Genomic DNA, 13628 nt, shown 5'->3' with positions numbered 1-13628 from the left:
CGATCGGCAGTCACTTGCCCTCCAGGTCGTGGAGCGCCCGCTGGAGCGCGCGCAGGTAGTCGGCGTGCCCGACCTCGAACCAGTGCCGGGTGCTGTCCTTGACCTTCCCCGAGTACCGCTCGCCGAGGCCGGCGGTGACCTTGCGGCCGAACGCGGCGGCCCGGTCGGGGCGGGTGGCGCGCAGGGTGAGCAGCCGGGCGAAGAGCACGCTCTGCCAGTGCGAGATGGGGAAGATGCCGGAGTCGGGCTGCACCAGGCCCACCACGGCCAGGGTGGGGTGGCCGGCGGCGAACGCGTTCAGCCAGAGCCGGGGCCGCCCCGAGCCGTCGGCGTCGCCGAGCACCCGGCCCTCCAGGAACTCGAAGCGCGGCAGGTAGCCGGTGGCGAAGACGACCAGCTCGGGGTCGATCTCGCGGCCGTCGGCCAGCTCGACCGTGCGGTCGCCGAACCGCGCGATGTCCGGCACCGGGGTGACCTCGCCGTGGCCCACGTAGTAGACGAGCTGGCTGTTGGCGATCGGGTGGGTCTCGTAGACCCGGTGGTCGGGCCGGGGCAGGCCGAACCGGGTCAGGTCGCCGACGGTGAGCCGCAGCGTCCAGTGGTAGAGCCACTGCCGCACCCGCAGCGGCACCCGCAGCGCGAGCAGGGTGTCGTTGACCTGGTCGGCGGGACGGCCGAAGACGTACTTCGGGGCGTACCAGTAGCCGCGGCGGGTGGAGTGCCAGCAGCGGGACGCCTGCTGGGCCGCCTCGACCGCGATGTCGCAGCCGGTGTTGCCGGCGCCGACCACCAGCACCCGCTTGCCGCGCAGCTGCGCCGGGTCCTTGTAGGACGAGGCGTGCATGACCTCGCCGCGGAACTGCTCCAACCCCTCGTAGCGGGGCAGCTTCGGCGACCAGTTGTGCCCGTTGGCCAGCACCACGGCGGCGTAGCGGGAGGTGCGCTCCGGGCCGTAGCCGCCGGTGCTGCGGGTGGTGACGTCCCACCGGTCCCCCTCGACCGGCTCCACCCGCACCACCTCGGTGCCGAACCAGACGTGCTGGCGCAGGTCGAAGTGGTCGGCGTAGCGCTCGAAGTAGGACAGCAGCTGGGCGTGGTGCGGGTAGTCCGGCCAGTCGTCCGGCATCGGGAAGTCCGGGAACTGGGTGAACGGCCGGGACGAGATGAGGTGCGTGCTGGCGTAGACCGGGCTGCGGTCGTGCCGCCAGTTCCACGCCCCGCCGACGCCGGTCTCCCGCTCGTAGCAGTCCACGCCGAAGCCGGCCTCGCGGAGGTTCTTCACGGCGGTGAGGCCGCTGGCCCCGGCGCCGATGACGCAGACGGTGTCGCCCCGGTCGGAGACCGGACGGCCGTCCCGGGTCGGGGCGACCGCCGGGTCCGGATCGGGACGGCCGAGGTCGGTGGAGGAGGACACCGGGGAATCTCCTTTTGTGCGGCACGAGTGCCGGGTCGGTGCGAAATCCTGCCGACAATGCCCGCCGTTGTCCAGCCCCCACGGGCCGGCCGTGGCGGGCGGGGGCTCAGTCGCCGGCGGGCAGCAGCAGGTCGACCAGGACCGGGAAGTGGTCGCTGGCCCGGCGGGTACGCGGGGTGTCCACGACGTCGTAGTCGACCACCGTGATCCGGGGGTCGACGAAGAGGGCGTCGATGCGCCGCCGCGGGTCGGCGCAGGAGAAGGTGTGCCGGTCGGCCCGGTCGGCGGCCACGGCCGCGTCGGTCAGTCCCTCCGCGACGGTCCGCCACGCCGCCCCGTCCGGCCCCTCGTTCAGGTCGGCGCCGGCCACCACAGGCAGCGTCGCGGCGGCCAGTTCCCGCTTGAACGCGGCCGCCTGGGCGGGACGCTCCGCCGGGTCGGTGGAGAGGTGGGAGCCGGCCAGCAGGAACCGGGCGCCACCCACGAGGCACTCGGCGTACGCGGCGCCGCGCAGGTGCCGACCCGGGGTCAGCGGGTAGCGCTGGCAGCGGGTGGCCGTCACCCGGACACGCAGGCTGGTGAGCAGCACGTTGCCCAGCGACGGCAGGCCGCCGGCCGCGACGACCAGCCCGAACGAGTCGGCCAGCGTGGCGCACTTCTGCCGCCACCGGAACCGCCGCGGCCCCTCCTGGACGATCACCACGTCCGGCTCGGCCTCCCGCACCACCTCGGCCAGCGCCGCGGTGTCGTCCCGCTCGCTGTGGATGTTGTAGGAGAGCACCCGCAGCGGCACGCCTGCCGCGGGCACGTCAGATCCGCCGGGCCAGGTCGGCGGCGCCGATGACGCCGGCGGTGTTGCCCAGCTCGGCCGGGCGCACCTCGGCAACGGGCAGGCGGCTGCGCTGGGCCAGGGCGTCGGTGAACGACCGGCGGGTCGGGCCGAGCAGCAGGTCGCCGGCGTCGATCACGCCGCCGCCGACCACCAGCACCTGCGGGTCGAGGATCTGCGCCATGTCGGCGAGGCTGGTGCCGAGCCAGCGGCCGACCTGGGCGAAGGCCTCGGTGGAGACCGGGTCGCCGCCCTTCGCGGCGGCGGTCACCATCGGCCCGGTGATCCCCTCGGCCTCGCCGCCGGCCAGCTCCAGCAGGGCGGTGGCCCGGTGCGGCTCCTGGCGGGCGGCGGCGCGGGCGAAGCGGACCAGGGCGCTGCCGCTGGCGTACTGCTCGATGCAGCCGAGCCGGCCGCAGCCGCACTGGTGGCCGTCCGGCACGGTGAGCATGTGCCCCAGCTCGGCCGCGATGCCGTGGGCGCCGCGGACCAGCTCGCCGCCGAGCACGATCCCGCCGCCCACCCCGGTGCCGATGGTGAACATGACCATCGAGTCGTCGGCGTCCCGGGCCGCGCCGTAGCGGAACTCGGCCCAGGCGGCGACGTTGCCGTCGTTCTCCACGATCACCGGCAGGCCGGTGGCGTTGCTGACGTAGTCGCGCAGCGGCTCGTCCCGCCAGGCGAGGTTGGGGGCGAAGAGCACGGTGGAGCGGGAGGCGTCGATCCAGCCGGCCGCGCCGATGCCGACCGCGTCGACGGTCCGGCCGACGGCCAGCTCGGTGACCAGCTCGGTGATGACGTCGCGGGTCTTGGCCACGTCGTCGGCGGGGGTGTCCCGTCGGGCCTGCACGAGAACCTTGCCGGTGTCGTCCACGACACCGCCGGCCACCTTCGTGCCACCGACGTCGACTCCGATGGTCAGCGTCACCGCTGCCACTCCCCTCTGCTGTGCTGCCCGGCGCGGCCGAACCGGCCGTGCGATCCGGGATGTCCGGTGCTCAGGCTCCGTCGCCTGGTGCGTCCTCGCCCACCTCGCCGGACGTCCGCGAGGCGGGCACCACGGGACGGCCGGCCGGCGGCCGGCTCGACGCCGGCACGTCCGGCCCGTCGGGATCGGCCGCGCCCTCCCCCCGGGTGGCGGCGGACCACACGTCCTGCTCGGGTGCCGGCTGAGAATCATGCCCGGTGCGGGTCGCCTCGCGCCACACGTGGTCCCCCGTCGCGGTTCCGGTGGCCGCCCCGTCGGAGCCGCCGGCCGCCGTGGGGCCTCCCGGCCCGGCCGGCTCGGCCGGGGTGAACGCGCGCAGCAGGCTGGCCACCCCGGCGGCCAGGTCGCCGGCGCCGGTCGCGAGCCGCTCGGCGAATTCCGGACTCGGGTCGCGCAACGCCGCGATACCCCGGCAGACCGGGCAGACACAGCATTCGGGTGAGCCGGTGGCGAACCGCGGGCCGGCGCCGGGCGCGGTGGACGATTCCCCGCCCGGGGTGTGACCGAGGACACCCGAGAGGATCCCACCCAGCGGGCCCCAGGGACCGGAGCCGGGCGTGGCGGCGGCCAGCTTCGCGCTGGCCAGCAGCATGGCGACGAGGCGCTCGGCCTCTTCCCGGGCCGAACCCGGATCAGTGGTGCCCATGGTTCGGCTCCTTCACCGTGACAACCGGGACGACGGTCGGGTCAGTCAGCCGCACCGAGTGCTTCTACCCGGCGCTTGAGCTGCTTCAACGCCGCATCCATGATCATTTTCTCGGCCTTGCGGCGAAACATGCCGAGCATCCCCACGGACAGCTCCACCTCGAGGGTGTAGGTCACCGTGGTCGTTCCGTCCGGGTTGTCGACGAGGTCGTACGACCCGCGCTGGGACTTCTGCATCTTCGAGGGCGCCACCAGGTGCCACTCGATCCGGGAGATGTCCTCGGCGTACTCGTAGGCCAGCACGTACTCGTCGGCCATCACGCCCGCGTCGATGGTGAACCGGACCTGGCTGGCGTAACCGTCCTCGTACTCCTCGATCACCTCGGCCCGCCGCACCGCCTCGGCCCACTCCGGGTAGCGGGGGAAGTCGCAGATGACCGCCGCCACCCGGTCCGGTGACGCGCCGACGACGATCGACTGGGTGGAGGAGTCCGCCATGGGGGGAGGCTACCCGGCGGCGGACCGGCCCGCGCCGCTTGACCCCCGCCCGTCGCGGCGTGCCCGGCGGGGTCGTGTCCCACCAGCCGGGCGGGGAACCTCCCTGCCCGCTCGACGGGAGCGGGCGGGTAGGTTTCGACAAAGCCGACCACGGCCGGCCCGGCCGGTGCGAGCACGAGGGAGTGCAGGTGCGCGAGTTCTCCGTTCCGCCGATCGTCACCGTCGGCGACGCGGCCAACCTGACCGACCCGGTCTGGGACAACGCCGAGGTCGCCCCCGACGCCGTGCAGTTCGTCCGGCGCGCCGAGGGCACCGGCGGCGCCTGGATCGACGTGACCTGCCGGCAGTTCCGCGACGAGGTCGTCGCGGTCGCCCGCGGCCTGGTCGCGGCCGGCGTGGCGCCCGGTGACCGGGTCGGGCTGATGAGCCGCACCCGCTACGAGTGGACCCTGTTCGACTACGCGATCTGGGCCGCGGGCGCGGTCACCGTGCCGATCTACGAGACCTCCAGCGCCGAACAGGCCGCCTGGATCCTCTCCGACTCCGGCGCGGTCGCCGTGGTGGTGGAGAGCACCGGGCACGCCACCCTGGTCGCCGGGGTCCGCGACCGGCTGCCCGAGCTGCGCGAGGTCTGGCAGATCGAGCTGGGCGCGGTGGACGAGCTGGTCGCCGCCGGCGCGGCGGTCGACCCGGCCGACGTCGAGGTACGCCGCTCGACGCTCAAGGCCGACGACGTCGCCACCATCATCTACACCAGCGGCACCACCGGCCGCCCCAAGGGCTGCGTGCTGACCCACCGCAACATCTACGCCGACATCGCCAACGCCGTGCCGGTGCTGCCGAACCTGTTCCGCCAGGGCGCCTCCACCCTGCTCTTCCTCCCGCTGGCGCACGCCTTCGCCCGGCTCATCCAGGTCGGCGTCGTGCAGGCCCGGGCCACCATGGCGCACTGCTCGGACACCAAGAACCTGGTCGGCGAGCTGCAGGAGTTCAAGCCGACGTTCGTGCTCTCCGTACCCCGGGTCTTCGAGAAGGTCTACAACGGCGCGCGGCAGAAGGCCGAGGCCGACGGGAAGGGCAAGATCTTCGACCGGGCCGAGAAGGTCGCCATCGCCTACAGCGAGGCCCTGGAGACCCCCGACGGGCCGAGCCTGGGCCTGCGCGCCCAGCAGGCGGTCTTCGACAAGCTGGTCTACCGCAAGCTGCGGGCCGCGATGGGCGGTCGCTGCCGCGACGCGATCTCCGGCGGCGCCCCGCTCGGCACCCGGCTCGGGCACTTCTTCCGCGGCATCGGGGTCACCATCTGCGAGGGCTACGGCCTCACCGAGACCGCACCGGCCGCCGCCGCGAACCTGCCCGGGCACACCCGGATGGGCACGGTCGGCCGGCCCCTGCCCGGCGTCACCATCCGGATCGACGACGACGGCGAGGTCCTGATCTCCGGGGAGATCGTCTTCCGGGGTTACTGGCACAACGAGGCGGCCACCGCCGAGGCGCTGAGCGCCGACGGCTGGTTCCGCACCGGCGACCTGGGGCAGCTCGACGAGGACGGCTTCCTCAGCATCACCGGCCGCAAGAAGGAGATCATCGTGACCGCGGGCGGCAAGAACGTCGCCCCGGCGGTGCTGGAGGACCAGGTGCGGGCGCACCCGCTCGTCAGCCAGTGCCTGGTGGTCGGCGACCGGCAGCCGTTCATCGCGGCGCTGGTCACCGTCGACGAGGAGGCGCTGCCGAAGTGGCTGGCCGCGCACGGCCTCCCGGAGGACACCAGCGTGGCCGACCTGCGCGGCAACGAGGCGCTGCGGGCCGAGGTGCAGACCGCGATCGACCAGGCCAACCAGTCGGTCTCCAAGGCCGAGGCCATCAAGGTGTTCCGGATCCTGCCGCAGGACTTCACCGAGGCGACCGGCGAGCTGACCCCCTCGCTCAAGGTCAAGCGGCAGGTCGTCCACAAGACGTACGCGGCGGAGATCGCGGACATCTACCGGGGCTGACTACCATCCGTCACGTGCCCGCCTCGACACCCAGCCAGCCGCAGACGCAGCCCCTCGCGGCGGCGGCGCGCGTGGTCCTCCTCGCGCTGGTCGCCGCCCTGACCCTGTTCGCCACCGGCGACGCCACCCAGCTGTGGTGGATCGCCCTGCTCGGCGTCGCCGGGCTGCCCGCCGTGCTGGCCCCCCAGCACGGCCTGCTCGCCCCGATCAGCCGCTTCGCCGAGGTGGTGGTCCTCGGGCTGGCCGCCAGCCAGGTCGCCGCCGACACCCACCTCACCGGGGTCACCGGCGGGCTGGGCGCCTCGGCCGTGCTGCCGTACCTCGCCGTGCCGGTCACCGTGACCGCCCTGCGCCGCCGGTTCCGCGAGGGCGCGGCGCTGCTCGTGGTCGCGGCGGCCACGCTGGTGGTCAGCGCGGCCTTCACCGAGGTGGGCGGGGAGCCGCAGCTCGGCCAGCCCGGCTACCTGGCGGTCTGCGCGCAGTGGCTGATCCTGGCCGGCCTCGGCCTCTACACCGCCGGCATGCTCCAGCGGGTGCTGCGGGTCCGCGGCGAGGGCAAGCCCCAGCCGTACGCGGAGGCCACCCGGCTGCTCACCCAGCTGCGCACGGTCGCGCGCCAGCTTCCCGGCGCCACCCTCGACCCGGGCGGCATCTCCGAGCACCTGCTGGAGGAGCTGCGGGTGGTCGCGAAGACCGACCGGGGCGCGGTGCTGTCGGCCAGCGGCGGCGGCCGGCTCGTGGTGCTCGCCCAGATCGGCGCGGACCGGGTGGACTGGGAGACCACGCTCGACGCGGACTCGGCCATCGCCGACGCCTGGGCCAGCCAGCAGCCGACCACCTCGGCCCGCTCGCAGGCCCGCTCCCGGGCCTCCGGCGAGGTCTCGGCGCTGATCGTGCCGCTGGTCGCCGGGGTGCGCACGGTCGGCCTCGTGGTCGTCGAGGCGGACGCCGCGCACGCGTACCCGCCGCCGGTGGTGTCCCGGGTGACCGCGCTGACCGGCCCGGCGGCGCTGCGCCTGGAGGCCGCGCTGCTCTTCGACGAGGTGCGCTCGCTGGCCACCAACGAGGAGCGGCAGCGGCTGGCCCGGGAGATCCACGACGGGGTCGCCCAGGAGCTGGTGATGGTCGGGTACGGCATCGACAACGCCCTCGCCACCGTGCACGACGACGCCGAGGAGACCGCCGACTCGCTGCGCACGCTGCGCCAGGAGGTCACCCGGGTGATCACCGAGCTGCGGTTGAGCCTGTTCGAGCTGCGCAGCGAGGTGGACCGACACGGCGGCCTGGCCGCCGCCATCGCCGAGTACGCCCGGACCGTCGGCGCCTCCGGCGGCCTGCGGGTGCACCTGTCCCTGGACGAGTCCACCGCCCGGCTGCCCGCCGCCACCGAGGCCGAGTTGCTGCGCATCGCGCAGGAGGCGGTCACCAACGCGCGCAAGCACGCCGGGGCGGCGAACCTGTGGGTCACCTGTGAGGTGGACCCCCCGTACGCGCAGATCGAAGTGTCGGATGACGGTCACGGCATCGGTGACCAGCGCCCCGACGGGCACTATGGTCTTGCGATCATGGCCGAGAGGGCGGAACGTATCCGGGGCCGGTTGGAGATCAGGCCGCGGCAACCCAGCGGCACGACCGTGGCGGTGGTACTCGGCTCCTCGCCCCGGCGCGGTAGGGTGCGCGGCAGCGAAGCAGGAGAAGGGGAGTAACCCGAGGATGACCACTAGCCCGACACCGGCCACCCGGACCAAGGTTCTCCTTGTCGACGATCACGACCTGATCCGCAAGGGTCTGCGGCACGCCTTCGAGCGGGACCGGCAGTTCGAGGTCGTGGGCGAGGCCGCCACGGCCGCGGAGGGTGTGCGCCAGGCCGGCGCGCTCCAGCCGGACGTCGTGATCATGGACCTGCGGCTGCCCGACGGCAGCGGCCTGGAGGCCACCCGCGCCCTGCGCAAGTCCAGCGCGTCCATGGGCATCGTGGTGCTCACCATGTACGCCGGCGACGACCAGCTCTTCGGCGCCCTGGAGGCGGGGGCGAGCGCGTTCGTGCCGAAGACCGCCCCGGCCGACGAGGTGGTGGCCGCCGCCCGGCACGCCGCCTCCTCCCCCAGCGCGTTCACGGCGGCCGACCTGGCCGAGGCGATGAAGCGGCGGCTGGCCCCGTCCGGCCCGCAGCTCTCGCCGCGCGAGGGCCAGGTGCTGCGGCTGCTGGCCGACGGCATGAGCGTCGCCGGCATCGCCAAGCAGCTGTTCGTCAGCGAGTCGACCGCCAAGACGCACATCTCGAAGCTCTACGAGAAGCTCGGCGCCGCCAACCGCGCCCAGGCGCTGATGACCGCGCTGCGCCTGGGGCTGCTGGAGGCCCCGGACGCGCCGAAGTTCTGACGCGTCCCGCCAGCTCGACGCCGGAGAGGCCCCGTCCGCACCCCGGACGCGGGCCTCTCCGGCATTCCGGGCATCCCGCGACCGCGTACGGTGAGGGGCCGGAAACGGAGCGACGGCGGTCTTTGCACCGCGACGGCGGGCGGGCAGAATACCCGGGTGATCCGCGCGGCGGTGACCCCCGCGCGTCGCCGACACAAAGGGGCAAGCGCATGCAGCGGCCGGACTGGGCACCCGAGACCATCGACATCGAGCGCCCCAGCGTGGCCCGCATGTACGACTACTACCTCGGCGGCTCGCACAACTTCGCGGCCGACCGGGCCGCCGCCCGGGCCATGGTCCAGGCGGTGCCGGAGGCCCCGCTGATGGCCCAGGCCAACCGGGCCTTCCTCCGCCGCGCGGTGCAGTTCCTGGCCGACGCCGGCGTACGCCAGTTCCTCGACATCGGCTCCGGCATCCCGACCGTGGGCAACGTGCACGAGATCGCCCAGCGGATCGACCCGGAGTCCCGGGTGGTCTACGTCGACGTCGACCCGGTCGCGGTGGCGCACAGCCAGGAGATCCTGGCCGGCAACGACCGGGCCGCGGTCGTCCAGGAGGACCTGCGCCGGCCGGAGGCGATCCTCCGCCACCCGGACGTCCTCCGGCTGCTGGACTTCTCCCAGCCGGTCGCCGTGATGATCGTGGCGGTGCTGCACTTCATCCCCGACGCGGACCGCCCGGAGGAGTTCCTGCGGACACTGCGCGCGGCCCTGGCCCCCGGCAGCTACCTGGTCATGTCCCAGGCCAGCGACGACGGCCGGGCCGGCACCGGCGAGCGGGCCGAGGCCGAGCGGGTCTACCGGCGCACCGACAACCAGCTGTTCATCCGCAGCCGCGCCGAGCTGACCGCGCTGTTCGCCGGCTTCGAGCTGGTGGACCCGGGCGTGGTCTGGGTGCCGCAGTGGCGGCCGGACGCCCCGGAGCACGCGGAGAACGCCGCGCAGGCGGTCTTCATGGGTGGCGTCGGGCGGCTCGGTGGGTGACGACGGGGCCACCGCCACCACCCGCTCCCGCCCCGGCGCCTTCGCCCGGGCCTGGGCCAAGGCGGTCTCCGGGACCAGCTACCTGCCGATGACCCAGGCCCAGCTCGAGGCGCTGCTCCAGCGGCTCACCGAGCGGCTGGCGCTGGCGCTGCGCGCCGACCCGTTCGACCTGCGGATCGGCCAGCAGGTCGGCGCCGAGCTGGTGCAGTCGCACATCGCCTCCGCGGAGGGGCTCGGCCGCACCATCGAGGTGATCCAGCTCCGCCTCGTCCGCGACCTCGACCTGGCCGTCGACGACGTCGAGGACCGGATGGCCCGGCTGCTGGCCACCGTCGCCACCGGGTACGCCCGCGCCCTGCGCGACCGCACGCTGGACGAGCAGGAGGCCATCCGGCGGGCCGCCATGATGGCCCGGGCGACGGCCGAACGCGCGCTGCGCGACAGCGAGGCCCGGTTCCGGCACCAGGCCACCCACGACCCGCTGACCGGCCTGCCCAACCGGACGCTGTTCACCGAGCGGCTCACCGCCGCCATCACCGCGCCCGGGTGGGGCGCCGACCGGATCGGGGTCTGCTTCCTCGACCTGGACCGGTTCAAAGTGGTCAACGACTCCCTCGGCCACCAGGTCGGCGACTCGCTGCTGGTGTCGGTGGCCCGGCGGCTGCGCCGGGCGCTCGGCGAGCACCTGGTGGCCCGGCTGGGCGGCGACGAGTTCGTCATCCTGGTCGAGCGCACGGGCTGCACCGAGGACGTGGTGAAGGTGGCCGAGGCGGCCCTGGCCGCGGTGAGCGAGCCGGCGCTGGTCGACGGGCACGAGCTGACCGTGTCGGCCAGCATCGGCATCGTGGAACGGCCGGTGGCCGGCACCTCCCCGCTGGAGCTGATGCGCGCCGCCGACAGCACCCTGCACTGGGCCAAGGCAGCCGGCGGGGCCCGCTGGTCGCTGTTCGACGCCGACCGCAACCGCCGGGACCTGGCCCGGTACGCCCTCTCCGCGGCGATCCCCGCCGCGCTGGACCGGGGCGAGTTCTACCTCGACTACCAGCCGCTGACCGGGCTGCGCGACGGCCGGGTGGTGGGCATGGAGGCGCTGGTCCGCTGGCGCCACCCGGAGCTGGGCGTGCTCCGCCCGGACAGCTTCATCCCGCTGGCCGAGGAGACCGGCCTGATCGTCCAGCTCGGCAGCTGGGTGCTGGCCGAGGCGTGCCGCGAGGCGGGCACCTGGGCGGCCGGGCCGGCCGGCGCGCCGTTCGTCAGCGTCAACCTCGCCGTCCGCCAGCTGCACCGGCCCGGCCTGGTCCAGGAGGTGCAGGGGGTGCTGGGGCGCACCGGCCTGCCCGCCGAACGGCTTCAGCTGGAGATCACCGAGAGCACCATGATGAGCACCGTGGCCGAGCCGGTCCGCGCCCTGCGGGTCCTGGCCGACCTCGGCGTCCGGGTGGCCATCGACGACTTCGGCACCGGCTACTGCAACCTGGCGTACCTGCGGGACCTGCCGGTGAGCGAGCTGAAGGTGGCCGGCGAGTTCGTGGCCGGGCTGCGCGCCCCGGCCGGCGACCCGGGCAGCCGCACCGACGAGCGCATCCTCGCCTCGCTGGTCTCCCTGGCGCACGCCCTCGGCCTGACCGTCACCGCCGAGGGGGTGGAGACGGCCGACCAGGCGGACCGGCTGCGCGCGATCGGCTGCGACGCCGGGCAGGGCTGGCACTTCGGCCGCCCGGGGCCGGCCGGGCCGCACCTGGACCGCTCCCCCGTCCTGACCGACACCGCCTCCTGAGCCCGGTCAGGCCGGGGTGCGCGGCCGGCGGCCGTCCTCACCGTGCAGGTAGGCCAGCACCGCCAGGACCCGCCGGTTGTCGTCGCCGGACGGCGGCATCCGCAGCTTGCTGAAGATGTTGTTGATGTGCTTGTTGACCGCCTTCTCGGTGACGAAGAGCCGGGCCGCCACCGCCGCGTTGGACCGGCCCTCGGCCATCAGGCCGAGCACCTCCCGCTCCCGGGCGGTCAGCTCGTCCAGCGGCCCGGCCCCGGACCGGCTGGCCAGCAGCTGGGCGATCACCTCCGGGTCCATGACCGTGCCGCCACCGGCCACCCGGCGCACCGCGTCGATGAACTGATCCACGTGGGACACCCGGTCCTTGAGCAGGTAGCCCACCCCGCCGAGCCGGTCGGAGAGCAGCTCCCGGGCGTAGAGCTGCTCGACGTGCTGGGACAGCACGAGGATCGGCAGACCGGGGATCTCGGCGCGAGCGCGGATGGCGGCCTGCAACCCCTCGTCGGTGAAGGTGGGTGGCAACCGGACGTCGAGCACGGCGACGTCCGGGCGGTGCGCGGTCAGCGCCGGCAGCACCGACGGCCCGTTGTCGACGGCCGCGACCACCTGGCAGCCGAACGCCTCCAGGATGCGGATCAGCCCGTCCCGGAGGAGGGCGAGATCCTCGGCGATGACAACTCGCACGGCAGCTCCATGCTGATGACGGTGGGCCCACCGGCCGGACTGGTCACCACCATCGTCCCATCGAACGCGGCCAGCCGGCGCCCCATCCCCGCCAGGCCGCCGCCCGCCGCCGCGTCGGCCCCGCCCCGACCGTCGTCACCGACCACGATGGTCAGCCGCCCGTCGGTGTGACCCAGCTCGACCCAGGCCCGGGACGCCCCGCTGTGCTTGCTCACGTTCGCCAGCCCCTCGGCCACCGCGAAGTACGCGGCGGACTCCACCGGTGCGGCCGGGCGGCCCGGCAGGTCGACGGTCACCGCCACCGGCAGCGGCACGGCCAGCGCCAGCGCGCGTACCGCGCCCGCCAGGCCGCGCTCGGCGAGCACCGGCGGGTGGATGCCGCGGACCAGCCCGCGCAGCTCGGCCAGGGCCTGCCCGCTGGTCTCCCGCGCCTCGGCGAGCAGCCGCCGCACCGCCTCCGGGTCGTCCCCCACGAGCTGCTCGGCCAGGCCGATGCTCATGCTCAGCGCGACGATCCGGGCCTGGGCGCCGTCGTGCAGGTCCCGCTCGATCCGCCGCAGCTCGGCGGCCTGCGCGTCCACCGTGTCGGCCCGGGTGACGGTGAGCTGGCGGACCCGCAGCGCCAGCTCGGCCGTGCGGGTCGGCGGCAGGAAGAACCGGGCGAAGGCCAGGTGCAGCCAGACCAGCCAGCGCCCGGCGGCCAGCCCACCGACCAGGAACAGCGCCCCCAGCGGGATGCAGAGCAGCGCCTCGGCGAGGTTGTCGATCGGCCAGAACGGGCCGTAACCGAAGCCGACGGTCAGGTGCAGCACCAGCGGGAGCCCGAGCATCCCCTCCAGGCCGTACAGCGGCAGGGCGAAGGCGGCCAGGCACACCGCGCCGGTGACCGCGCCGGGCAGCAGCCAGGACAGGTCGCGCCAGGTGGCCGGGTCACTCACCACCCAGCGGAACCGCCGCCACGTGCCGAACTGCGCCCCCACCGGCGCCGGCAGGTAGGGGGTGACCATCTCGACCCCGCCCCAGCGGGCCAGCCGGCGGTGCAGGCCGGCGCACAGCCGGACCAGCGCGGTGGCCACCGGGAACAGCGCGAACCCCACGCCGAACACCGGGATCAGCAACAGCGACACCAGCGACAGCACGAAGAGCGCGACGTGCGTGCTCAACGACAGCAGGGCGATCAGCAGCCCCTGGGCGGCGGTCACCGCGCCGGGCCGGATCCAGGTGCGGAGCAGTCCGCGTACGCCGTCCACGGACTCATTCTGCGGCACCGGCCGCCACCGATCGGTGGTGCTGGCACCACCCCGGCCGGCGCGCTGACACCCCTGACCCCCGCGCGATCGGACCGAAGGATCGAAGGCGGGGTCACCGACCCCGCAACCGTGACGACGAAAGGGAACT

The 13628-nt window shown here is 74.4% G+C and carries 12 protein-coding genes; 5 read left to right on the top strand and 7 right to left on the bottom strand.

All coding sequences use genetic code 11. The features are described 5' to 3' along the window. Positions 1–10: 10 nt before the first annotated feature. From ABZ452_RS07105 to ABZ452_RS07085, 5 genes are all read right to left on the bottom strand, one after another. Positions 11–1414, bottom strand: a complete 1404-nt coding sequence (locus ABZ452_RS07105) for an NAD(P)-binding domain-containing protein (RefSeq protein WP_357939796.1) — start codon at positions 1412–1414, stop codon at positions 11–13. Between the two features lie 106 nt (positions 1415–1520). Beyond that, a complete protein-coding gene (locus ABZ452_RS07100; protein WP_357939793.1) occupies positions 1521–2222 on the bottom strand; it encodes an endonuclease/exonuclease/phosphatase family protein in 702 nt (233 codons plus the stop codon). 1 nt (position 2223) lies between these two features. Then, on the bottom strand, positions 2224–3171 hold the full coding sequence (locus ABZ452_RS07095) for an ROK family glucokinase (RefSeq protein ID WP_357939791.1): 948 nt from the start codon (positions 3169–3171) through the stop codon (positions 2224–2226). Between the two features lie 70 nt (positions 3172–3241). Beyond that, positions 3242–3877 carry a hypothetical protein gene (locus ABZ452_RS07090; protein ID WP_357939789.1) on the bottom strand — a complete coding sequence of 212 codons (636 nt, stop codon included), beginning with the start codon at positions 3875–3877 and terminating at the stop codon, positions 3242–3244. A 41-nt stretch (positions 3878–3918) separates the two neighbouring features. Further along, a complete protein-coding gene (locus tag ABZ452_RS07085; protein WP_357939787.1) occupies positions 3919–4374 on the bottom strand; it encodes an SRPBCC family protein in 456 nt (151 codons plus the stop codon). 188 nt (positions 4375–4562) lie between these two features. Here ABZ452_RS07085 and ABZ452_RS07080 point away from each other — a divergent pair, with 188 nt between their 5' ends. The 5 genes from ABZ452_RS07080 to ABZ452_RS07060 all read left to right on the top strand — a co-directional run bounded on the left by ABZ452_RS07080 (position 4563) and on the right by ABZ452_RS07060 (position 11549). Beyond that, positions 4563–6368 carry an AMP-dependent synthetase/ligase gene (locus tag ABZ452_RS07080; protein WP_357939785.1) on the top strand — a complete coding sequence of 602 codons (1806 nt, stop codon included), beginning with the start codon at positions 4563–4565 and terminating at the stop codon, positions 6366–6368. Positions 6369–6382: 14 nt separating this feature from the next. Then, complete coding sequence (locus ABZ452_RS07075) at positions 6383–8074, top strand: GAF domain-containing sensor histidine kinase (RefSeq protein WP_357939782.1); 1692 nt, start codon at positions 6383–6385, stop codon at positions 8072–8074. A 7-nt stretch (positions 8075–8081) separates the two neighbouring features. Beyond that, positions 8082–8750: a response regulator transcription factor gene (locus ABZ452_RS07070; RefSeq protein ID WP_007072219.1), complete on the top strand. Its 669-nt coding sequence runs from the start codon at positions 8082–8084 to the stop codon at positions 8748–8750. 209 nt (positions 8751–8959) lie between these two features. After that, entirely contained in the window at positions 8960–9772 is an 813-nt protein-coding gene (locus tag ABZ452_RS07065; protein WP_357939780.1) for an SAM-dependent methyltransferase, read from the top strand. An 88-nt stretch (positions 9773–9860) separates the two neighbouring features. Next, a complete protein-coding gene (locus ABZ452_RS07060; RefSeq protein ID WP_357940062.1) occupies positions 9861–11549 on the top strand; it encodes a bifunctional diguanylate cyclase/phosphodiesterase in 1689 nt (562 codons plus the stop codon). A 6-nt stretch (positions 11550–11555) separates the two neighbouring features. Here ABZ452_RS07060 and ABZ452_RS07055 read toward each other — a convergent pair whose 3' ends face one another. Together ABZ452_RS07055 and ABZ452_RS07050 are read right to left on the bottom strand one after the other, a co-directional pair. Continuing rightward, complete coding sequence (locus ABZ452_RS07055; RefSeq protein WP_357939778.1) at positions 11556–12230, bottom strand: response regulator transcription factor; 675 nt, start codon at positions 12228–12230, stop codon at positions 11556–11558. After that, positions 12182–13480 carry a histidine kinase gene (locus ABZ452_RS07050; RefSeq protein ID WP_357939776.1) on the bottom strand — a complete coding sequence of 433 codons (1299 nt, stop codon included), beginning with the start codon at positions 13478–13480 and terminating at the stop codon, positions 12182–12184. Before ABZ452_RS07050 ends, ABZ452_RS07055 begins: the two co-directional genes overlap by 49 nt. Between the last annotated feature and the right edge of the window lie 148 nt (positions 13481–13628).

The organism is Micromonospora sp. NPDC005707 (genome assembly GCF_040631005.1).
Taxonomy (GTDB): domain Bacteria; phylum Actinomycetota; class Actinomycetes; order Mycobacteriales; family Micromonosporaceae; genus Micromonospora.
This window is presented reverse-complemented; position numbering and strand designations above follow the sequence as displayed.